Here is a 21,862-nt window from a genome sequence, read left to right as displayed (position 1 = left end):
TAGAGGATAAATCATGAATACTATTGATATTACGAATTCCTTAGAAAAGGATAAGTTAGTGAATACTGAACAATCGCAATTTACAGATAAACCGCTGAACCATGGCACTTCGTATGTTTCGCATTTTGAACCACATGCTTCAAAAAAGCAGAACTCGACCGAAATCAAGATTAGTGCACAAGATGCCCATGTTTATTATGGTGATTTTGAAGCCATTAAAGGTATTGATCTAGATATTTACCAAAACGAAGTAATCGCGTTTATTGGTCCGTCAGGTTGTGGTAAATCGACTTTCCTTCGTACTTTAAACCGTATGAATGACACCATTGATGGTTGCCGAGTAACAGGTAAAATTACACTCGACAATCACAATATTTATGATCCAAATCTAGACGTTGTATTATTGCGTGCTCAGGTTGGAATGGTATTCCAAAAGCCAAACCCGTTCCCTAAATCTATTTTTGACAACGTGGCTTATGGTCCTAAACTTCATGGTTTAGCACGTGATAAGTACGACCTTGAAGAAATTGTTGAAAACAGTTTACGTAAAGCGGGTTTGTGGGAAGAGGTTAAAGACCGTTTGAACCAACCAGGTACAGGTTTATCTGGTGGTCAGCAACAGCGTTTATGTATTGCACGTACTATTGCGGTCAGTCCTGAAGTGATTTTAATGGATGAGCCGTGTTCTGCACTCGATCCAATCGCAACAGCAAAAGTAGAAGAATTGATTTCTGAACTGTCGAATCAATACACGATTGTAATTGTGACTCACTCAATGCAACAAGCTGCACGTGTTTCTGATCGTACCGCTTATTTCCATTTAGGTGATTTGATTGAAGTCAACTCAACTGAAAAAGTCTTTACTCAACCTGACCATCAGTTAACAGAAGCGTATATTACTGGACGCTTCGGTTGATTCGTAAGTCATACAAGAAAAAGAGCCATGTGCTCTTTTTTTTATTCTATAAATGAAAATGACTCTATTTTGCAAAAACGCTATTGAATTTTAATCAAAAGGACCACATCTTAAGGCTATAAAAGATAACTTATGAGCTTAGAATTTTATGTTATTCCATTTGCCTAAACTCCCTGCAGAAATACGTGTTAGTCATTTAAATGCACGTGTAAATGAACAGAGAAAAAAAATTGCACAAACAACTGCAAGCCGTTTAGAGTTATTACAATTAGCTCAACAACTTGTGAAAGAAGCAAAAATCCGCCGTAAAAATAATCAGAAAATTTTTGTTTTAGATTTCAAAGGCGATATCCAAGCTTCGGCAGTTGAAAACTTACGTGAAGAAATTACCCTCATTTTAGCAACTGCTAAAGCAGGACGTGACCGTGTTGTCGTTCGTCTTGAAAGCCCTGGCGGTATGGTCCATGGTTATGGTTTAGCAGCAGCTCAATTGGTTCGTTTACGCGATGCAGGTTTCCATTTGACTATCTGTGTTGATAAGGTCGCTGCAAGTGGCGGTTATATGATGGCATGTATTGCAAATGAAATTATTACTGCGCCGTTTGCTATTGTGGGTTCAATTGGTGTGGTTGCTCAAGTTCCAAACTTTAATCGTCTTTTAAAAGAACATAACGTGGACTTTGAGCTTTATACAGCAGGGCAATATAAGCGTACTGTAACTATGTTTGGTGAAAATACGCCTGAAGGTAAAGCGAAGTTTGAAGAAGAGCTACAACAAACTCATGTGTTATTTAAGCACTTTGTAGAAAAGTATCGCCCACAGCTTAATGTTGATAAAGTGGCTACAGGTGAGCATTGGTATGGTGAAGATGCGCTAGATTTAAACCTTGTTGATAAACTGCAAACATCTGATGAATATTTGTTGGGTCTTTTGCCCCAACACGATGTATACGTCATTAATACACGTAAGAAAGCGACCTTGGGTGAAAAGCTAGGTTTGCAAGCAGCGCAAATGGCAGATGGTTTGATTCCAGCTGTGATGAGTAAAGTAATGGAGAGCCTTGCAAAAGCCAATACGACGCTTGTGCAGGTACGTGATCCAAAACTATAAGTTTATATAATTCAAATGTTATAAAAGACCAGCTTAAATGCTGGTTTTTTTATAAAGTTAATATTCACAGTTGCCTTATTAAATACGCTTAGATTTTTAATAGAAAGTAAAAAATAATTATTGATAAATATAATTTTTGAATTGTGATAAACACCTGACTTTGATATTTTAAACAGCAATAAAATAGCTTTTAAATGAAATATTTAAAAAGTTAGACATTTAAAAATATAACTGAAATTTAGGACAGGAAATAATGACAAGAATAATTGTAGCATCCAAAGAGGGTTTGGACGTTCTGCAAGATGGTCAGCTCAATAAAGTTGTTTTAAATAAACCTTCTATTATTCAAATTGGCGTTAGTCAAAAAGATATAGCATCGGTGGAAAAACAGGGTGGAAGTCTAGTCATCCATTTAAAAAATGGTGAAACCCTTGTTTTAGAAAATTTCTTTAATGAAGCAACGAATACAACAGAACATTCGGTTGTTCTTCCGACTGAACATGGAAAATTTGTGGAAGCACAATTTGATGCTCAGGGTAAGGTGATCGACTATACAGGTTTAAACCATGTCACAGATTTAGCCTATACCGGCACCAGTCAACCAGCCTCGACAATGGCAGTTGATGATTCACCAACTTTTTCGATGGGTAACGTCCTAAAAGCAGGTTTGGCAGTTTTAGCTGCTGAAGGTTTATACCTATGGGCTTTTGATAAAGATGACAAAGATGATTCTTCAGGACCTGTAGATATCTTAGCCCCTGAGGTACCGACCGCTACTGTTGCCGATGATACTGTTACAGTAACTGGTAAAGCCGAAGCAAATGCAAAAATTTATATTAAAGATGCTGCTGGTAATATGGTCGCAACGGGTGTTGCAGATGCAAGTGGAAATTTTACAATCAAACTCGATAAGCCTTTAGCGAACGGGAATAAACTAAATGTTTTAGCGGAGGATGCTGCTGGTAATATTTCTAAACCAGGTGTTGTGACTGGTAGTAAAGACACAATTGCTCCAGATGCTCCCCAAACTCAGCTGAGTGATGATGGCTCATTGGTAACTGGTAAAGCCGAAGCAAATGCAAAAATTACTGTTTATGATGCTAGTGATAAGGTATTAGGTACTGTAACTGCAAATAAAGATGGTATTTTTTCTTTAAAGCTTACTCCTCCATTGACGAGTGACACAGGTGGAAAAGTTATAGCTGAAGATGCTGCAGGCAATAAATCTGAACCAACTAAAATTATTGCCGGAAAGGATACTTTCGCTCCAGATGTTCCTTTAATTGAAGTCAATAAAGAAGGTACCACGGTTGAAGGACAAACTGAGCCTAATGCAAAAGTTCAGATAAAAGATGCTGATGGTAAAGTGATTGGTACGGGTACCGCAAACGCTCAGGGCGAATTTCAAATCACGCTTTCCCCAGCATTAAAAGAATCACAAAAGGCAACCGTTGTTGTTGAAGATGCGGCAGGTAATACGTCAAAGCCCTTAGAAATTTCTCCAAGTTATGATTCTATTGCACCTGATAAACCCGTTGCTCAAATCAATGCTGATGGCACAACGGTAACAGGTACAACCGAAGCAAATGCAAAAGTTGAAATTAAAGATACAACAGGTAAGGTCATTGGTACGGGAACGGCAGATGCAAACGGCAAATTTACAATTACCATTTCGCCTGCTTTAACTGATAACAAACATGCTTCAGTTTCGGCTATTGATAGTGCAGGAAATAAATCTGAGGTTCTTGATATTATTGGTACTAAGGATACCACACCACCTGCAAAACCTGTCTTAAACAGTGTGGATGATGATGTTGGTGCACTAAAAGGCGCCATTACTGCTGGTTCAGAAACTGATGATGCAAGACCAAAGCTCACAGGCTCTGGTGAGGCAAATGCAACTTTAACCATTTATGATAATGGTGTTGCTATTGGGATTGTAAATGTAAGTAGTGGTCGATCATGGAGCTTTACGCTCGATAAAGACTTAGCGATTGGTAAACATACCATTACTCTAACTCAGACAGATGCGGCAGGACTTACAAGTGAAGTGAGCTCGCCATTTACGTTTTATGTGGTCGCTCCAAAGACTGCAAGTTTAAGTGATGTAGTAGTTGATACTGCTCATACAGAAACTGTATCTGTTGCTGATAGTGTTGGGTTAAATACATTAAAGTTAGTACATAGCACAATAAATGAAACGGATACTCAGCAGCAGAAATCTGTGCCAGTAGATGATTTGTTAAAAAGCTCTACGTCTAGTGAACCAGACCCAATTGAAACACTTTTGTCTTCAGCCGCATTAAAGCCTACTCAGGTAAATGATCAGAGTGATATACCTACCAACGCTAGCAATACGACAGCTAATCTTGAGCATGTTCTACCTGATACAAATTCTTCAGTTTTACAAAGCCTTTTAGAACAAACCTATCCTGTTGTTTAAAATAGTCTTAAAAAAAGCGCTCATTGAGCGCTTTTTTATTTATGAGTTATTTGTTTTAGGTGGAATCATGAGTGCTGGAATTCCATAGAGAATGGCACCAATGGTCGCTAACAGCATATCTTTATGGGCATCCCACATATCGCCTTGTTGTCCATTGTAATTCTCAGCTTCTTCCGGAGATAATCCAATAGCGATTGCCCATTCAATAAGTTCATATAAAACACTTGATGCCATTACAAATTGAACCACTAGCAAAAATAGACTAACTGGCTTTGCTGAGGGTAACCACACTTGAAACACGCGATAAGTAAGAGGGTAGAGTAAAACACCACAGGCAAGATGAACCAAACGATCATACATATTACGGGACCAACCCATATATTGATCTAAATTGAAATTGAATGCCTGTTGTATCCAATCATTGTATGGGACGTATGAATACAGATAGTGTGCACCAACAATATGGATGAGCAAAAACAGCAAATAGAATGTGAAACTTAAAAAATCGAGTCCAATCTTCTTAAAAATAACAAAGAGCAAAATCAGCATAAACACAGTGCCCACTTGGTGAAGTAAATAGGCTTCAAATTCAAGAGGCTGAATAGCTGAAATGACAATCGCAATCAAAAGCAGGCCAAGAGCAATATAGTGTTTAAGTTTGAATTGTTTTTCGATCATTTTATAAAGTCTTTATTGTGATTTATATCAGTGTAATAAAAAAGCGAAGCCTAAGCTCCGCTTTTTGTAAACTTTTTAATTAGATTTTGCTAATTAAATCGTTAATCTGTTTCGCTTGCTCAGCTGCATTACCTGTGTAAGTTGCAGGAGTAAGTTCAGCTAAACGCGCACGTTCTTCGCTTGGTACTTGAGAAAGTTCATCACCATTTACGAAATTAACCATCATGTCACGAGTCATTGCTTGACCACGAGTTAATGCTTTTAATTTTTCGTATGGTTTTTCAATGTTGTAGCGACGCATTACAGTTTGAATTGGTTCAGCTAAAACTTCTTGAGCTTGGTCTAAATCTTCATTTAAACGGTTTGCGTTTAACTCAAGTTTACCAACACCTTTTAAGCACGCATCGAAAGCAATCAAGCTTTGCGCAAAACCAACACCCATATTACGTAATACAGTTGAGTCAGTTAAGTCGCGCTGCCAGCGTGAAATTGGTAATTTTTCACCTAAGTGAGCCAATACTGCATTTGCAATACCTAAGTTACCTTCAGAGTTTTCAAAGTCAATTGGGTTAACTTTGTGTGGCATTGTTGATGAACCAACTTCGCCTTCTTTCAGTTTTTGTTTGAAGTAACCTAGAGAGATGTAACCCCATACGTCACGGTTAAAGTCGATTAAAATCGTATTGAAACGACGTAACGCATCAAACAACTCTGCCATGTAGTCATGTGGTTCGATTTGAGTCGTATAAGGGTTGAATGTTAAACCTAAAGATTCAACAAAAGCTTGTGCGTGAGCAGCCCAATCAATATCTGGATAAGCAGAAAGGTGAGCATTGTAGTTACCTACAGCACCATTGATTTTGCCAAGTAACTCAACATTTTCAAATTGTTTGATCTGACGAGCTAAACGGTATGCCACGTTTGCCATTTCTTTACCCAAAGTTGTTGGGCTAGCAGTTTGACCGTGGGTGCGGGACAACATTGGTTGTTCTGCGTGAGTCGTTGCCAAAGCAGAGATCGCATTAAGGATTTGCTTCATGCTTGATACTAAAACTTCACGACCGTTTTTAAGCATAAGCGCGTGAGACAAGTTATTGATGTCTTCTGAAGTACATGCAAAGTGAATGAATTCACCCGCATTTTGTAATTCAGTAATCCCCGCGATCTTCTCTTTTAAGAAGTACTCAACTGCTTTTACATCATGGTTAGTCGTACGTTCAATTTCTTTAATACGGTTAGCATCTTCTTCAGAAAAGTTGCTAACAATTGCATCTAAAGCTGCATTTGTTTCATTTGAGAAAGGAGCAACTTCAACAATTTCTGGACGGTTAGAAAGTGCTTGTAACCAACGCACTTCTACAGTGACACGAGCATGGATTAAACCAAACTCAGAAAGAAAAGGGCGTAGCGCATCACATTTGCTGGCATAACGTCCATCTAATGGTGATAGAGCGGTTAAAGCGTTCATAACGATTCCTTAATGTTGGAATAAACATAAAACTAAAAAAATCTCGTTTATAGTCTTAAACGACTTGGTACTGTAAACGAGCAAGTGCTTGAATATCCTGAAGCAACTTACGTTTGCTAAAAATCATGTTCCACGAACTACCGCCGAGTTGTCGCCATAAATGGGCCATTTGCAAGCCAGTAAACAGACAAGCACGGATGCGGTTAGTATGGTTGGTATCTTTAAAGGCTTCTGCATTACCACGAACTAAAATGCGTGGGTTAATCTGCCCAGCAGTATCAACATAAGTTTGTGCCAAATTGGCTAAAATGCTTGGGTGTAAATAGTTATTATCAAAAAAAGAAAGCTGTTTTAAAATTTTCTGCTGAGCTTTTTCAATGATTGCGACATATTCAGGGTTGCTATAAACCTTTTTTTCTAGCTGTAAAAGCGACATCGCGTAGGACATTGGAAGTTTCGCCGTGCCCATTTTTGGGAGGCGAGATTTAGGCATGTTTGTAAAAGGTTGAGTAATACAATTTTCGAGTGTTTTAAGCCCTAAAGAAATATCAGCTAACTGATTAAAAAAATCTAAGGTTTGAACACCATTATTGGCTGTAGGGCGAATATTTAAACTTGCTTTAATTAACAACTCAAAATAGAAGTTACCACTTTCACCAATACTTTGCTGACCCGTCATGGCTGTCATATGGGTGAGCTGGGTGGCCTGAAATACCCCAGCCAAGGCAAGGGCACGGTTTTGTCGAACATTCAAGGCTTGTGATTGTTGAAATGGTAACTCCACCATGCCATTCATTCCCTTAAATAAAATTTGGTGTAGGGGCATTTGTATGGTGAATGACACCCCCGCCTAAGCAAACTTCATCTGAATAAAATACAACGCTTTGACCCGGCGTAACAGCACGCTGAGGTTCATCAAACTCAACGCGAACACCGTGTTCAGTGTTTTCATCAATAAAAATTGTACAGGCCTGATCAGGTTGGCGATAGCGTGTTTTCGCTGTACATCGCAATCCTTCAACGGGAATATTTTGCTCACCAGCTACCCAGTCAATTGACTCACTCCAAAGTTGAGTACTTTGCATGAGTGGGTGCTCATGTCCCTGACCAACAACGAGGCGATTATTGGCAAGATCTTTATGTAGTACGAACCATGCACCTTCAGCTGCACCTTTCAAACCACCTAGACCAATTCCGCCGCGTTGACCGAGCGTATAGTACATCAGACCGTGATGTTCACCAACTTCTTTACCTGTATCAAGTACAATTTTCCCCGGTTGAGCGGGCAAATATTGTTTAAGGAAGTCATTAAAACGACGTTCACCAATAAAACAGATTCCTGTTGAGTCTTTTTTCTTGGCTGTAGCAAGATCAAGTTCTTCAGCAATTCGGCGAACTTCAGGTTTTTCGATTTCGCCTACAGGGAATAAAGTTTTATTAATTTCTCTACCATGAACTGCATGTAAGAAATAAGTTTGGTCTTTATTGTTATCTACACCACGTAATAATGGTGCGTATGCTTCGCCTTTAGAATTATAGGCAGTTTCACCCCGACGTGCGTAATGACCAGTCGCGATAAAGTCTGCACCTAAAGTCATTGCATGATCTAAAAATGCACGGAATTTAATTTCTTTATTACATAAAATATCTGGGTTTGGTGTGCGACCAGCAGCATATTCAGCTAGGAAAAGCTCAAATACTCGATCCCAATATTCCATAGCAAAGTTTGCTGTATGCAGCTTAATTCCAATTTTATCAGCTACTGCTTGAGCATCGGCTAGGTCTTCCATTGCTGTACAGTATTCCGTGCCGTCGTCTTCCTCCCAGTTCTTCATGAAAAGACCTTCAACTTGATAACCCTGTTGAAGTAAAAGCGCTGCAGAAACAGAAGAGTCTACACCACCAGACATACCGACGATGACACGTTGTTGCATAGGACTAGGCATCCAAATGAGAAGTTAATGAGGGAGAGAAGGGGTGCTCATAAATAAGCGATAGAGGATAATGGTGGCCTTTCATAGCATCTTCAACTGCTTTTAGCACAAGAGGACTACGGGCACGGGCAGATTCTTTGAGTTCATCTGGTGTCATCCACACAGCAGCGACAATATCTGTATCAAGTTGAGCATTACTTTCAACTTGAGTGACATGTGCTAGAAAACAGAAGCGGTAGTATGTGCGATCGGGAAACATTGGCGGGGTATAAGTATAAATACCAAGCAAGGCATCAATTTCAACATGATGACCTGTTTCTTCAAGTGTTTCTCGAATGGCAGCTTCAGTTAATGACTCACCACACTCCACATGACCTGCAGGTTGGTTAAATACCGTGTGTACAAAACCTTCGCTATGCTCTTCTACAAAAAGATAGCGTCCGTCTTTTTCTACGACTGTAGCAACGGTGACATGAGGAGTCCATGCGGCCATAAAAAAGCACCATGATTTAAAAGACGTATAATACGAAATTTAGGGGTTTTTGGCTACGGTGATCTGCTAAACGATATGAGCAATACGACAAAACCATATCGTTTAAAAAGCAGAATTTTTATTACTCACAAACAAGGTAGATGATTAATCCTGATTTGCTTGTGCAGCTTTATGATTATTTTGCACTTTTACATAATGTCTTGCTGAATAAGGAAGAAATGCGAGTTCCTTTTCGGTGAGTGGTCGTACTTGTTGTACAGGACTTCCTACATAGAGATAACCACTTTTTAAGATTTTGCGTGGCGGAACTAAACTTCCCGCACCAATCATCACATCATCTTCAATCACCACATCATCTAAAATAACGGTATTGATTCCGACTAAAACACGGTTACCGATGGTGCAGCCATGTAAGGTCACATGGTGGCCAACTGTTACATCTTCACCAATAATCAGAGGTGAACCATTCGGTTTAGTGTCATTTTTATGGCTAACGTGCAACATACAATGGTCTTGTACGTTACTATTTTTGCCAACTTGAATACTATTTACGTCACCACGGATGACTGCAAAAGGCCAGACAGAAACATTTTCAGCTAAGCTAACGTCACCAACCACAACCGCCATATCATCGATATAACAGGTTGAATCTACTTGAGGGTGGTGTTCAAGATAAGGACGAACGTTCTTTGCCATGAGTAGTATCGAAATAAAATTTAGTCGAATTATAAAATAAAAAAGCACTCAGGCTAAATAGCATGAGTGCTTAATTCACCTATTCAAAAATTAGAATAAGTTGCTGAAGAATTGTTTGATATGGTCGATTAAACGAGCAAAGAAGCCTGCTTCTTCAACTGGCTTTAATGCAACTAATGGCTTTTCAGCAATTACTTTGCCATCTAGGCTAGCAACAAGTTTACCCACAACCTGACCTTTTTGAAGGGGTGCATTTAAGTTAGGTTGAACTACCAGTTGAGTTTTAATACCGTTGGCTTTGCCTTTAGGCATAGTCACACTAAAGTTTTCAGCTAAACCAACTTGAACTTCATCTTCTTTACCAAACCAAACTTTTGCTTTTGCAAGAACTTGATTTGCTGGTTGAACATTTGCAGTTTCAAAGTTAGCGAAACCCCAAGCCAGTAATGCACGAGTTTGGTCAGCACGTTCAGACATGCTTGGAGTACCAAAAATCACTGAAACTAAACGCATTGGACCGCGTTTACTTGAAGTGGTTAAGCAGTAACCCGCTTCATCTGTATGACCTGTTTTTAAACCATCTACACTTGGGTCTGTGTAAAGCAAGGCATTACGGTTACCTTGTTTAATACCATTAAAAGTAAATTCTTTTTCAGAATAAATTGGGTAGTATTTTGAACTGTCTTTAATAATATGTTGGGCTAAAACAGCCATATCTTTTGCAGTTGAATAGTGTCCTTCAGCAGGCATACCGGTTGAGTTAATAAACTGAGTGTTTACCATGCCGATACGTTTTGCTTCCTGATTCATCATATGAGCAAACGTGCCTTCATTTCCGGCAATATGTTCAGCCATTGCTTTTGATGCATCATTACCTGACTGGATAATAATACCGCGAAGCATTTCTAGAACAGTTGCTGTGCCATTTAAAGGAACGTACATACACGATTCAGAGCTACTTCCTTTACACCACGCAGACTCGTTCATACGAACCTGTTCATTTTCAGTCAGTTCACCTTTTAATAATTTTTGTTCAATGATGTAACTGGTCATCATTTTTGTCATAGACGCAGGTGCAAGCTTTTCGTTTTCATTTTTAGAAGCGAGAATTTGTCCTGTCTCATAATCCATTAATACATAAGACTTATTATTTAATTCTGGCGGAGCTGATAAGACAGTTGCTGCATAAGAAAAACTTGGTAAGAGGAGTAGTGCAGCAATAGCGCTTTTTCGAGTCATTCTAGGTAATTCCAATATCTTGTATGAAGCAGAAGAGCCTAGCATTTTAGGATAAAGCAAAGCCGACTTCTATGGGGGAAGTCGGCTTTTTCAAACAGTATTGTAACTCAAGAGTTTTTTGCTAATTTAGTTTTGCGATTGATATGCTTTCACGTCTTGGCAAACTAAAGTGTTTTGCTCATCACCCGCAGCTTTTGCATCTTTACGAGCTTCTTTTAAGTATTTTTTGAACCCTTTGTCTTTACTACGTTTTTCTAATGCAGAAACGGCATCAGACTCATTTGGTAGGTAGTCTTTAACTAAACGTTCATAACCTTGAGCAAAATCAGTGTCTTTTTTACCAATAAGATCTGGGCAAATTTCAGAAAGTACTTGGATTGCTGCTAATTCTTCGGGAGTTGTGCCTTGTTGTGGAGTCACTTCAACAACATTTTCATTTTCGGTTTTCTTTTCAGTTGTTTTCTTCTTATCAGCAGCAAAACCAACTGTTGCCATGCTCATAAGTAAAACCAAAGAGAGCGATTGAACTAAGCTTTTCTTCATAAACATTGATAACCCAAAATAAAATTTTCAAATATCCGCTTAGCTTAACCAATTTAGATTTTAAAAAAATGGAAAAAATGTATTGTTATGTTGGTTTTCTGCTTAATACCAAGCAGAAAACCAAAAATGGCTAAGTCTCTATATCACAAAAGAGTAAGATCTATTCCTTATAATTAACAATCTCTTCGCAGAGCTCATGTTGTTCATGATGGTCCATTTGTTTTGCCGCAAGACGTGCTTCATTTAATAGAGTTTTAAATTCAGCATCGTTTTGTAGAGTATTTAAGGTCATTGATTTATTTGAATAACCACTTAGATACATTGCAATAATTTTTTGAGCATTTGACTCAAGTTTTTTATTTGTTCCGACGAAAGCCGGGCAGATTTCCTGCAAAACTTGTGTTGCGGCAATGTCATCTTTAATTAAGCTATCAGCCTCTTGTGTTGAAATATCCTCATCTGCAAAAACCGCTTGCGTACACAATGTGATACTGATCCCCAATACCTGAAAAAAAGGAGCGAAAGTTTTCATTTTTTCACAATTTTATAATGCTATGGAGGCATAAATATATATAATTCAACAAATAATTCAATTGTGAAAACCTTTAGGTTTATTTGTAGAGAAAGATTTTAGTGAATATTCTGATAGCGAATGATGACGGTGTTTTTGCGCCAGGTATACAGGCTTTAGCTGAAGCATTAAGTCCACTTGGACGTGTGGTTGTGGTTGCACCAGAAAGTGAAAGAAGTGGTTTCTCAAGTGCGTTAACATTGGATCGACCATTACGCCCAATTCAAATTGCCGAAGATGTCTGGGCAGTGAATGGTACGCCAGCAGATTGTGTTTATTTGTCCATGAATGGATTGTTTGATTTTGAGTTCGATTTAGTCGTGAGCGGAATCAACAGTGGTGCAAACTTGGGTGATGATGTTTTATATTCTGGAACAGTAGGGGCTGCATTTGAAGGTCGTTTAATGAAACAACCGGCAATTGCCGTGTCTTTAGCGGGTCCTGATGTACGTGCCTATAACGATAAAGAAGATTATGCTCAGGCAGCTCAGTGGGTACATGATTTTATCGCAAGCGGGCTACCGGCATTGCCACCACGACACATCTTTAATATCAATATTCCTGATGTGCCGAAGTTAAAAGGAGCACAGATTACCTATCAAGGACGCCGTGCTCAATCTAAGCCTATTACGAGTCATGTCGATCCACGAGGTCGTCAAGTATACTGGATTGGTTTAGCAGGTGAGGCAGTTACAGATCCGCAACGTGTTTCGAGTCAGATTCAATCTGATTTCTTTGCGGTTGCCAACGGCTATGTAAGTGTTACTCCTATTCAAATGGATGCAACAAATTACGCCGTTTTAGAAGATTTACAGCTCAGTTTGAGTCAATAATCTGCTTCGAATGTTATAACTTTGTGAATAAAGAAAAAGAGGAACGTGTTTCCTCTTACTTTTTTGGTACTCTTAGCCGAAATGATTTGTAGCATTTAGTGAGGGAGATCAATGCATTTAATTGGGCAACAAAGCAGAGTGCATATCCAAAAAGACAAAATAATGAAAATTATGATGCTGTCTGTAGCAGTAGGCTTTACTGCGGTTATGGCTGGATGTGCTTCTAAACCACAAATTAATAATAGTTCTCGCTATGCAATGGCCCCTAACTATTACACAGTTCGTTCAGGTGACACTTTAAGTGGTATCGCAATGCGTTACGGCCTTGACTATATCAGTATTGCCGAAATGAATGATATTGCTCCACCATATCGCATTTATGTTAATCAGTCTTTGCGCTTGAAGAAGGGTTCTTCACCAAGAACAGTATCTACGCAAGTGATGACACAGCCTGAGCAAATCAAGCGTCAAACCATTGCTTTACCAACCACACAGCCTGTTACACCGGTAACTCCGCCTACAACTACTGCACCATCAACGAATACGACAGTGACTTCGGTTGCACCAAATTCTAGCTTACGCTGGATAAAACCGAATAATGGGCCAGTGATTCAAGGCTTTAATTTGGCAAATAATGTCAAAGGAATCCGTTATGGTGGAAATCAGGGTGACCCTATTTATGCCGCAGCAGATGGTCAAGTTGTCTACGCAGCTGATGGCTTAAAAGAATACGGCAATCTGGTTTTAATTAAGCATATTGACGGCTATATCAGTGCCTATGCCCACAATAGCAAGATGTTGGTGAAAAGCGGTGACAATGTAACTGCTGGACAAAAAATTGCCGAGATGGGCTCTACTGGGGCTTCTCAGGTCATGCTTGAGTTCCAGATCCGTTTGGATGGAAAACCAATTAATCCTATAAATCTTTTACCAAAATAGCTAATGCATAAAACTTAGGTTTCCTCGTATAATATAATTGGTTGCTTTCATTACAACAATAAGCATTTTTTTATAAATTTAGAATTAGATTTGAGGAAACCTATGTTAGATCAGCTTCGTGCGATGGGTGTTTTTGCTTGTGTGGTTGAAAAAAGTTCATTTAGTGGTGCGGCACGTGAATTAGGAATTACAACAAGTGCGGTGAGCCAGCAGATTCGCTCCCTTGAGCATGAAATGGATGTAATTCTATTACATCGCTCTACGCGTAAACTCAGTTTGACAGAAGCCGGACAGGCTTTTTTTTCAAGCTGTCAAGAAATGTTGGCGGCTGCTGAAAGAGGGAAAATCAGAATTAATGAGTTGAGGGATGACTTAATTGGGGATTTGCGTATCGCAACTACTCCTGATTTAGCAGTTCAGCACCTCATTCCTGCGTTATCTCACTGGATGTCAGCTCATCGCGGTTTATCTGTGCATTTTGAAGTTGGGCATCGTTATATCGACTTAATTGAAGAGCGAATTGATATTGCAGTGCGTATGAGTTCTACGCCGGTAGAAGAAAGCAGCTCTGTTATTCCGATGGCTTTTGTCGATCAGATTTTAGTAGCTTCTCCAAGTTATTTAAATCAATCTAGTCCAATTGTGCATCCTAATGATTTAAGAGATCACGAGTTATTATCAATTAATGTCATGAATGACGCGCACCATTTCCATTTTCAACATGTAAAAACGGGTGAAACGCTGAATGTTGAAATGCAAAGCCGTTTGCAGAGCAATAATTTACAAGTTGCGAAAGCGTTATGTCAGCAAGGACATGGGATTGCAAGAATTTTATATTTAGATGCTCAGAAAGAATTAAAAAATGGTTCTTTGATTGAACTCATGCCAGATTGGAAATTACCAACTTTTACTTTGTATGCAGAAGTTGCCAAGCATGACCAACAGCCAATGAAAATTCAGCGCTGTGTTGAAGCACTTAAACAATACTTTAGTCAGTTAGCAGGAGGACGAGCGATCCAAATCGTTCGCTAATTTTGCCCCTCTAAAAGTAAAAAGGGCCTGTATTTGACAGGCCCTTTTTTATTACTTCTGTTTTAAGGTTGCGACTTCTTCTACACTTTCTTGTGGTAGATCTTCCGCAGTAAGTTCTTCATGCTTCTTAATTTTTTTCTTATTTTTCTTTTTCTTCTTTGGTTCTTCTTCAATTTCTGCGCCATCTTCAATGGCTTGCCAATATTCAAGTTGCTCCATTACAGCAGCATAAATAGAGTGTTTACTGTACTTACCTTTTTTATCGAGTGTACCGACAGGGCGGGCCATTAAAATCTCAAGCGCCTGATCAATCGTATCAATCGCATGGATATGGAATTGACCACTTTGTACCGCATCAATCACATCTTGGCGTAACATCAAATGCTGCATGTTTTGACGTGGAATGATGACACCTTGTTTGCCAGTTAAGCCTTGTAATTTACAAGCATCATAGAAGCCTTCAATTTTTGCATTTACACCACCAATTGGTTGAACTTGGCCTAACTGGTTCATAGAACCCGTAATTGCCCATGACTGATCAATTGGTATTTGGCTAATTGCAGAAATTAATGCAGAAAGTTCAGCTACAGTTGCACTGTCGCCGTCTACTTGACCATAACTTTGTTCAAATGCAAGCGCAGCAGAGAAATGTAAAATCTGTTCACGACCAAAGTGAGCTTTCAAGAAGCTAGACATGAGCAACACGCCTTTGGCATGCAGTGAACCACCAAGTTCTACACTACGTTCAATATCAAGAATATCGCCGCCACCTTGATAGACTGATGCAGTCAAACGTGAAGGTAAACCAAACTCAACATCTGCATAGTGAATGACAGAGAGGGCATTGATTTGACCTAAACGATGACCTGAAGTTTCGATTAACTGAGTTCCACGTGACAGATCTTGCCAGTAAAGTTCTCTTAAATAGCCTAAGCGATATTGTCTGTGTTGTAGTGCCAAGTTAATGTGCTGGTCGCTTACAATCTTCTCATTGGCTTTAAAAGCATGGTGATGTGCTTCGCGAATGAGATCGCCCAAAGTAGAAGCATGTAACGACAGTGAGCTTTGGTCTTCTGCCTGACGACTTGAATCGGTAAGTAAAGCTGCTAAAGCACTACGGTCAAACGGAAGTAATTTATCCGCTTGTACATAATCAGCAATTAGCTGCATGTAGGCTTGTTCATTTTCGTCATTACGTTGCAGAGTATCGGTAAAATCTGCACGAATTTTAAATACACTGCCAAGCTCTGGTTCTACTTCTAAAATTTCATAATAAATTTCAGGTTCTGCCATAAGAACCACTTTAATATCAAGCGGAACCGCAGCAGGTTCTATCGAGATAGATCCTGTTAACGTCAGCATATGTTCAAGAGAAGAAAGCTTGAGCTGGCCTGATTTTAAGGCACGTTTTAAACCCTGCCATGCATAAGGCTGTTCAAGTAATTGCTCAGCTTCAAGCATCAAAAAGCCACCATTCGCTTGATGTAGAGCACCTGGACGAATGAGAGTGAAATCTGTGGTAATTGTGCCGTTGTGAGTAAGTTGTTCAACATGACCGAGTAAGTTGTAGTGCGTTGGGAAATCTTCAAAAATAACCGGTGCGCCACTGTTTGGTTTGTTTGAGACAATCACATTGGCTTGATAACGTGCAGGCACGCGATTGAACATTGCTGGAGCAAAGTCATCTTCTTCTTGCTCTAAAATGAGTTCAACATTATCAATTACATCTTGAGCATATTGTTTTAAATAATCTTCAAGGCCTTTAACTTGACCATATTTATTTAAAATCAAATCCATGCGTGGCCTAACCACTTGGGTCGCGATGTCTCGATTTAACACAGAGACTTTGTCACGTGCGTCATCTTCTAAATCACCTAAATGCAAACCAAGACGCTCAAGCTTCTTATCCATGTAGCGAACATTCGCCGCAATTTCAGCACGTTGCTTAGTGTTTAAAGCATCAATTTCTGTTTGAGTCAGTTCTTGTACCTGATCATCTTTTACTTGCACAGGTACAAAGCCATGCTTTTCATTGCGGGAGATGAGTTTTAAGTCGAGTTCTTCACCTTCTTTGGTTAACTCGACAAGCGCTTGTTGCTGTTCATCTCCAGTTTCCTCACGGATACGTTCAATACGGTTATGATAGGTCTCGGCACTAAAACGGCGTTCAAGCTGTTTTAAAATAATTTGCCAAGTTTGATGAAGGGTATGTTGAAACTTGGTTCCTTGTCCAGCAGGGAAGCGTAGGGCAATCGGTTGACGGGCTTGTTTGAAATTATAGACATATACCCAGTCATCAGGTGTTGGCATCGTTTTCGCATGTTGTTGGAGTAAACGCTTAATCATGGTGCGTTTACCCAAGCCTGCTGTTCCTACTGCAAAAATGTTATAGCCAGAGTAAGGTAAAGAAATACCTGCTTCTACCGATGCTTTGGCACGGTCTTGCCCTAAAAAGTTATTAAGCGGTTTTATACGTTTTGTAGAAGCTGGAATATTTTCAAAATCTGGAATATGCGTAAGTTGTTCGGGTTTTAAGGCTGTTTTATCCAAAGTCATTTTTATATCAGGTTGCTCAAAAGCTGAAGGAAATGCATTTATTGTGACGTTTGTGGTGTTTGTTTTAGCGAGTGATAAAGTTGAGATGGTCACTTGATCAAGTTTTTGTGTCACTGTTGATATCCAGCAAAAGAAAACGAAGGTTGAAGCTTAAAGGTATACAGGTTTAGCATAAAATATCAAGCAAACTTGCCGTTTTTATCGCCAAAACAAAATTGATTGCATAAAGAATCTTGAAAGCAATTGTAAGAAGGGTTTGAATAGGCACATTTATAATTTATGGAAAATAAAAAACGAATGAGTGCTGAATCAAAAGGGTGGAGAAGTTCTTTTATGGCCTTCTTGGATCGCCGAGCAATTATTATGTTGTTTTTAGGCTTTTCCTCAGGAATTCCCATATTTCTAATTTTTTCAACCTTATCATTTTGGTTGACTGAAGCTGGAATTAATAGAAGTACTATTACAATGTTCTCTTGGGCAGCTTTGGCTTATTCGTTCAAGTTTATTTGGGCCCCCTTGATAGATAAATTACCACTTCCTTATTTAACAAGGAAAATGGGATTAAGACGTAGTTGGCTACTAGTTGCACAAATTTTGGTTATCTGTGCAATTTGTTTAATGGCATTTACAAATCCCTTACCGAACACTTCTGATTTTGGCTCATTTTCAAATCTGACCATTATGGCAGCAGCTGCTATTTTCCTTGGCTTCTCTTCAGCTACACAAGATATCATTGTGGATGCTTATCGTATTGAATTAACTGAAGATCCTAATGTACAAACTGTCTTAGCTTCAACGTATAATGCTGGATATCGTACTGCTACAATTATTACACAATTAGGTGCGTTATTATTTGCAGCTTCACTGGGTACAGCTGTTGGTAATTATATATATGAAGCTTGGCGAACTACATATTTATTAATGGCAGGCCTCATGGGTATAGGAATAATTACAACATTATTTATTCATGAGCCTGACGTTAAACGTATTCAACATCACTATCAAGCTAAAGACTATTTTCAGTTATTTGCGGTTTTTGTTATTTCAACTATAGTTTTTGGAATTAGCTTTTACCAAATCGGTTTAATTTTTGATTCATTTTCTATCGAAGATGCTTTTTTAAACTTTCTACTTTTAGTCATTAAATTTTTAATTAGTATATCAATTGCGGTTATTGTAATTTTTGGGTTAATTAAATTTGGTCTAATCAATAAAAAAATTGTTGTAGAAACATGGTTGTCACCTTTACTAGATTTTTTTAAGCGATATGGATTAAAAGTTGCTTTAGCAATTTTATTACTAATAGGCTTTTATCGTATTTCAGATGTCGTTGCTGGGGTAATGGCTAATTTATTCTATTTAGATTTGAATTTTGATAAAGAGGAAATTGCTTGGTTTAATAAGTTTTTTGCAATCTTCTTTGTCATATTGGGTGGTTTTCTCGGAGGAATGTTAGCGCAACGCTATAATGTGATGAAAATGATGTTGTTAGGAGCAATTTTAGCAAGCACTACCAACTTGATTTTTGTTGGATTAGTTAAATCTGGCGCAACTATGCAAAATGTTCAGGTTAATATTGGGGATCAAACTTATACTGCAAGCCCTGATGAAGTGGGAAATTGGTCATTAAAATTTCCGAGTAATACATTGACAACAGCTCAGAATAAAGTCTCAATTAATTCTCAGCCTGTAGGATACGCTGAACCTTTAAATATAAACCTTCCATTAAAATTATTTAACTCAGAATCACAACCAGATATTTATGTCCAAGCAATTGGTGGAGATAATCTTCTATATAAAGATGAGCTGAAAAAAGATGTAATTCTTCATGGTAGTTTATTGAATCTACCTAAAAATGGTGAGCTAAAATCAGTTAGTATTTTATTGAATTCACAAAATAAAATAGAAGGTAAGATTAAAGGTAGTGATTGGAATGTTATTATTCCCGGAAATGATCTTGCTAAACTTAATTCAATACAAGTAGAAGCAAATTATGAAGCCAATAAGCAATTACATACTTTAACTTTAAACCATTCTTATCAAAAACAACTCGAAGAAAATCAACCTCGTTATCGTATGAGTTTATCCGACATTCCAGCGATTCCGATTGACAAAAATATTGATATCGAATTGAAAGGAAAAGTAGTTGTTCCTTACAGTAAAGTTTGGTTAGTAATGGGCATCATATTTGATAACTTAGCCTCTGGATTAGCTGGGGCAGTATTTATCGCATTTCTTTCTAGTTTAACTAGTGTGTCATTTACTGCCATGCAATATGCTATTTTTAGCTCGCTAATGCTGTTATTACCAAAAACGATTGGTGGTTACTCAGGTACAATAGTGAATCATATCGGTTATTCAGGCTTTTTTACGGCTACATTTTTGATGGGATTACCAATTTTATTACTCGTGATTTGGGTAGGTAAGTTGTTGGCTAATCAATCATCAAAATGAAAGTTTCCTAGGAGATAAATATATGCGAATGCTTCATACAATGTTGCGAGTAGGCAATTTAGAACAATCTTTAAAGTTCTATACCGAAGTATTAGGGATGAAGTTACTTCGTAAGCGTGATTATGAAGAAGGGCGCTTTACACTGGCATTTGTTGGCTATGGTGATGAAGAAACCAATACCGTGCTTGAGCTTACCCATAACTGGGATACATCAAGTTATGATTTAGGCAATGCCTATGGTCACATTGCCATTGGTGTTGATGATGCTTACAAAGCGTGTGAAGAAATAAAAGCACGTGGTGGCAAAGTTGTGCGTGAAGCGGGGCCAATGAAAGGTGGTATTACCGTGATCGCATTTGTTGAAGATCCAGACGGTTATAAAGTCGAATTGATTCAACAAGATGCTAATGCGACAAATAACTAAAAATTGACTGTGACGCTTTAAGATTTAGTTCTTAAAAGCCTAGCTTTATTTTTTTAGCCCAGTATGATGAAGGCTTGACCAAATGGTCAATTTATCAACTGGGTTTTTTATTTATCTAAAATAATCATAGGATATGGCTATGCTGAAGTTATTGGCGCTTGATCGATTTACAATTTTGTTGGTTGGAATGGTACTACTCGCAACATTCTTTCCAGTCAGTGGTCAAGCAGCGCAATATTTCAATACACTGACCACAGTCGCGATTGCAATTCTATTCTTTTTACATGGTGCAAAGCTATCAAGAGAGGCAGTGATTGAAGGTATTTTGCATTGGAAAATGCATGTACTTGTCTTCGCTTTTACTTTCTTTATTTTCCCCGTAATTGGTTTATTGGCTAAGCCAATTCTGTTACCTCTGTTAGGTCAACAGTTGTACTGGGGGTTTTTATTTATGTGCTTTTTACCCTCTACAGTTCAATCTTCTATTGCATTTACATCAGTAGCAAAAGGGAACGTGGCGGGAGCGGTGTGTAGTGCATCTTTTTCGAACTTGATTGGTATGTTTATTACACCAGTATTGGTGAGCTTTTTTATTTTAGGCCAAAGCCAACATGGATTTGACCCGACGACCTCAATTATACAAATTACATTATTACTGTTAGTGCCATTTATTTTAGGTCAATTATTACGCCCTTATATTTTCCCTTATATGGCAAAAGTTCCAAGTATTGTTAGAGCTTTCGATCAGGGCTCAATTTTGATGGTGGTATATGGCGCATTTAGTGGGGCAGTGGTCGCAGGGCTTTGGCATCAAGTAAGTTGGAAAACTTTACTGATTCTCACAATTGCGTGTTCAGTACTTTTAACGATCATTATGCTATTAGCACTTTATCTACCGCGTGCTTTAGGTTTTAACCGAGCAGATCAGGTCACGGTTTTCTTTTGTAGTTCAAAAAAGACCTTAGCAAGTGGTGTTCCGATGGCACAAATCTTATTTATTGGCCAGCCTTTAGGTATGATTGTGTTACCTATTATGATCTTTCACCAAATCCAATTAATGGTGTGTGGCGTGATTGCAAATTACTGGGCTAAATCGAAAGATTAATTCGCAAAAGAAAATTATTTGACGTATAATGTTGCCCACTTGTTGTGCTTAGCTCTAACCCTAGAGGTTTCGGTGGGCCAAAAGAATGGTCTGTTGTGGTGTTGATCTGCTCATTTTGAGCCTGTCCTCAACTTAGTTGAGAGTGATCAATTGCGATGACAGCTTAAGCCTTTCTTCCAATTAGGAGTAATCGACGATGCGCGCCGATATTCACCCAAAATATGAAAAATTAGTTGCAACTTGTTCTTGCGGTAACGTAATCGAAACTCGTTCTGCTTTAGGTAAAGAAACTATCTACCTTGACGTATGTTCAGCTTGCCACCCATTCTATACTGGTAAGCAAAAGAATGTAGACACTGGTGGTCGTATCGACAAATTCAAACAACGTTTTGCTGGTATGTCTCGCTCTATCAAGCGTTAATACTGC

Annotated in this window: 20 protein-coding genes; 10 read left to right on the top strand and 10 right to left on the bottom strand. The window is 38.5% G+C overall.

What is annotated here, in order from left to right:
- The first annotated feature begins 13 nt into the window (after positions 1–13).
- The 3 genes from pstB (at position 14) to blp2 (ending at position 4,470) form a co-directional block, all read left to right on the top strand.
- Positions 14–916, top strand: a complete 903-nt coding sequence (gene pstB / locus AWW73_RS14315; protein ID WP_031949005.1) for a phosphate ABC transporter ATP-binding protein PstB — start codon at positions 14–16, stop codon at positions 914–916.
- Between the two features lie 148 nt (positions 917–1,064).
- Complete coding sequence (sohB, locus tag AWW73_RS14310; RefSeq protein ID WP_016146054.1) at positions 1,065–2,027, top strand: protease SohB; 963 nt, start codon at positions 1,065–1,067, stop codon at positions 2,025–2,027.
- Between the two features lie 253 nt (positions 2,028–2,280).
- Positions 2,281–4,470, top strand: coding sequence for an Ig-like repeat protein Blp2 (blp2, locus tag AWW73_RS14305; RefSeq protein ID WP_062849987.1), 2,190 nt, complete (start codon positions 2,281–2,283; stop codon positions 4,468–4,470).
- Positions 4,471–4,509: 39 nt separating this feature from the next.
- Here blp2 and AWW73_RS14300 read toward each other — a convergent pair whose 3' ends face one another.
- The 9 genes from AWW73_RS14300 to AWW73_RS14260 all read right to left on the bottom strand — a co-directional run bounded on the left by AWW73_RS14300 (position 4,510) and on the right by AWW73_RS14260 (position 12,053).
- Positions 4,510–5,148 carry a DUF2238 domain-containing protein gene (locus AWW73_RS14300; RefSeq protein WP_062849986.1) on the bottom strand — a complete coding sequence of 213 codons (639 nt, stop codon included), beginning with the start codon at positions 5,146–5,148 and terminating at the stop codon, positions 4,510–4,512.
- A gap of 79 nt (positions 5,149–5,227) precedes the next feature.
- Complete coding sequence (gene purB, locus AWW73_RS14295; protein ID WP_062849985.1) at positions 5,228–6,616, bottom strand: adenylosuccinate lyase; 1,389 nt, start codon at positions 6,614–6,616, stop codon at positions 5,228–5,230.
- Positions 6,617–6,671: 55 nt separating this feature from the next.
- A complete protein-coding gene (gene hflD / locus AWW73_RS14290) occupies positions 6,672–7,403 on the bottom strand; it encodes a high frequency lysogenization protein HflD (protein ID WP_031949000.1) in 732 nt (243 codons plus the stop codon).
- A gap of 13 nt (positions 7,404–7,416) precedes the next feature.
- Positions 7,417–8,550, bottom strand: coding sequence for a tRNA 2-thiouridine(34) synthase MnmA (mnmA, locus tag AWW73_RS14285; RefSeq protein ID WP_005073282.1), 1,134 nt, complete (start codon positions 8,548–8,550; stop codon positions 7,417–7,419).
- A gap of 4 nt (positions 8,551–8,554) precedes the next feature.
- Positions 8,555–9,043 (bottom strand): NUDIX hydrolase, encoded by a 489-nt coding sequence (locus AWW73_RS14280; RefSeq protein ID WP_016146049.1) that lies wholly within the window; start codon positions 9,041–9,043, stop codon positions 8,555–8,557.
- 144 nt (positions 9,044–9,187) lie between these two features.
- The gene (locus AWW73_RS14275; RefSeq protein WP_062849984.1) at positions 9,188–9,739 is read right to left on the bottom strand and encodes a gamma carbonic anhydrase family protein; all 552 of its coding nucleotides are present in this window, start codon (positions 9,737–9,739) and stop codon (positions 9,188–9,190) included.
- 90 nt (positions 9,740–9,829) lie between these two features.
- Positions 9,830–10,978 carry a D-alanyl-D-alanine carboxypeptidase PBP5/6 gene (gene dacC / locus AWW73_RS14270; protein WP_016146047.1) on the bottom strand — a complete coding sequence of 383 codons (1,149 nt, stop codon included), beginning with the start codon at positions 10,976–10,978 and terminating at the stop codon, positions 9,830–9,832.
- A 126-nt stretch (positions 10,979–11,104) separates the two neighbouring features.
- Complete coding sequence (locus AWW73_RS14265) at positions 11,105–11,527, bottom strand: MCR_0457 family protein (protein ID WP_016146046.1); 423 nt, start codon at positions 11,525–11,527, stop codon at positions 11,105–11,107.
- Positions 11,528–11,681: 154 nt separating this feature from the next.
- Complete coding sequence (locus AWW73_RS14260; RefSeq protein WP_016140367.1) at positions 11,682–12,053, bottom strand: MCR_0457 family protein; 372 nt, start codon at positions 12,051–12,053, stop codon at positions 11,682–11,684.
- Between the two features lie 101 nt (positions 12,054–12,154).
- Here AWW73_RS14260 and surE point away from each other — a divergent pair, with 101 nt between their 5' ends.
- From surE to AWW73_RS14245, 3 genes are all read left to right on the top strand, one after another.
- The gene (gene surE, locus AWW73_RS14255) at positions 12,155–12,925 is read left to right on the top strand and encodes a 5'/3'-nucleotidase SurE (protein WP_062849983.1); all 771 of its coding nucleotides are present in this window, start codon (positions 12,155–12,157) and stop codon (positions 12,923–12,925) included.
- Positions 12,926–13,036: 111 nt separating this feature from the next.
- Entirely contained in the window at positions 13,037–13,864 is an 828-nt protein-coding gene (locus AWW73_RS14250; RefSeq protein WP_062849982.1) for a peptidoglycan DD-metalloendopeptidase family protein, read from the top strand.
- A gap of 102 nt (positions 13,865–13,966) precedes the next feature.
- The gene (locus tag AWW73_RS14245) at positions 13,967–14,896 is read left to right on the top strand and encodes a LysR family transcriptional regulator (protein WP_002118686.1); all 930 of its coding nucleotides are present in this window, start codon (positions 13,967–13,969) and stop codon (positions 14,894–14,896) included.
- 51 nt (positions 14,897–14,947) lie between these two features.
- Here AWW73_RS14245 and AWW73_RS14240 read toward each other — a convergent pair whose 3' ends face one another.
- Positions 14,948–17,566 (bottom strand): Lon protease family protein, encoded by a 2,619-nt coding sequence (locus AWW73_RS14240; RefSeq protein ID WP_062849981.1) that lies wholly within the window; start codon positions 17,564–17,566, stop codon positions 14,948–14,950.
- A gap of 165 nt (positions 17,567–17,731) precedes the next feature.
- Here AWW73_RS14240 and AWW73_RS14235 point away from each other — a divergent pair, with 165 nt between their 5' ends.
- The 4 genes from AWW73_RS14235 (at position 17,732) to rpmE (ending at position 21,856) form a co-directional block, all read left to right on the top strand.
- Positions 17,732–19,906, top strand: a complete 2,175-nt coding sequence (locus tag AWW73_RS14235) for an AmpG family muropeptide MFS transporter (protein WP_081409640.1) — start codon at positions 17,732–17,734, stop codon at positions 19,904–19,906.
- 22 nt (positions 19,907–19,928) lie between these two features.
- On the top strand, positions 19,929–20,330 hold the full coding sequence (gloA, locus tag AWW73_RS14230; protein ID WP_062849980.1) for a lactoylglutathione lyase: 402 nt from the start codon (positions 19,929–19,931) through the stop codon (positions 20,328–20,330).
- 133 nt (positions 20,331–20,463) lie between these two features.
- Positions 20,464–21,435, top strand: coding sequence for a bile acid:sodium symporter family protein (locus AWW73_RS14225; protein WP_081173098.1), 972 nt, complete (start codon positions 20,464–20,466; stop codon positions 21,433–21,435).
- A gap of 196 nt (positions 21,436–21,631) precedes the next feature.
- Positions 21,632–21,856, top strand: coding sequence for a 50S ribosomal protein L31 (gene rpmE, locus AWW73_RS14220; RefSeq protein ID WP_001200845.1), 225 nt, complete (start codon positions 21,632–21,634; stop codon positions 21,854–21,856).
- Positions 21,857–21,862 lie beyond the last annotated feature (6 nt).

The organism is Acinetobacter lactucae, from assembly GCF_001605885.1.
Taxonomy (GTDB): Bacteria; Pseudomonadota; Gammaproteobacteria; order Pseudomonadales; family Moraxellaceae; genus Acinetobacter; species Acinetobacter lactucae.
This window is presented reverse-complemented; position numbering and strand designations above follow the sequence as displayed.

Bases quoted from the DNA above. Each gene is read 5' to 3' on its own strand.
- dacC (WP_016146047.1), bottom strand. From the start codon at position 10,978: ATGACTCGAAAAAGCGCTATTGCTGCACTACTCCTCTTACCAAGTTTT.
- AWW73_RS14260 (WP_016140367.1), bottom strand. From the start codon at position 12,053: ATGAAAACTTTCGCTCCTTTTTTTCAGGTATTGGGGATCAGTATCACA.
- purB (WP_062849985.1), bottom strand. From the start codon at position 6,616: ATGAACGCTTTAACCGCTCTATCACCATTAGATGGACGTTATGCCAGC.
- AWW73_RS14300 (WP_062849986.1), bottom strand. From the start codon at position 5,148: ATGATCGAAAAACAATTCAAACTTAAACACTATATTGCTCTTGGCCTG.
- sohB (WP_016146054.1), top strand. From the start codon at position 1,065: ATGTTATTCCATTTGCCTAAACTCCCTGCAGAAATACGTGTTAGTCAT.
- mnmA (WP_005073282.1), bottom strand. From the start codon at position 8,550: ATGCAACAACGTGTCATCGTCGGTATGTCTGGTGGTGTAGACTCTTCT.
- gloA (WP_062849980.1), top strand. From the start codon at position 19,929: ATGCGAATGCTTCATACAATGTTGCGAGTAGGCAATTTAGAACAATCT.
- AWW73_RS14265 (WP_016146046.1), bottom strand. From the start codon at position 11,527: ATGTTTATGAAGAAAAGCTTAGTTCAATCGCTCTCTTTGGTTTTACTT.
- blp2 (WP_062849987.1), top strand. From the start codon at position 2,281: ATGACAAGAATAATTGTAGCATCCAAAGAGGGTTTGGACGTTCTGCAA.
- AWW73_RS14275 (WP_062849984.1), bottom strand. From the start codon at position 9,739: ATGGCAAAGAACGTTCGTCCTTATCTTGAACACCACCCTCAAGTAGAT.
- hflD (WP_031949000.1), bottom strand. From the start codon at position 7,403: ATGGTGGAGTTACCATTTCAACAATCACAAGCCTTGAATGTTCGACAA.
- AWW73_RS14245 (WP_002118686.1), top strand. From the start codon at position 13,967: ATGTTAGATCAGCTTCGTGCGATGGGTGTTTTTGCTTGTGTGGTTGAA.
- AWW73_RS14280 (WP_016146049.1), bottom strand. From the start codon at position 9,043: ATGGCCGCATGGACTCCTCATGTCACCGTTGCTACAGTCGTAGAAAAA.
- AWW73_RS14225 (WP_081173098.1), top strand. From the start codon at position 20,464: ATGGCTATGCTGAAGTTATTGGCGCTTGATCGATTTACAATTTTGTTG.
- rpmE (WP_001200845.1), top strand. From the start codon at position 21,632: ATGCGCGCCGATATTCACCCAAAATATGAAAAATTAGTTGCAACTTGT.
- AWW73_RS14250 (WP_062849982.1), top strand. From the start codon at position 13,037: ATGCATTTAATTGGGCAACAAAGCAGAGTGCATATCCAAAAAGACAAA.
- pstB (WP_031949005.1), top strand. From the start codon at position 14: ATGAATACTATTGATATTACGAATTCCTTAGAAAAGGATAAGTTAGTG.
- AWW73_RS14235 (WP_081409640.1), top strand. From the start codon at position 17,732: ATGGAAAATAAAAAACGAATGAGTGCTGAATCAAAAGGGTGGAGAAGT.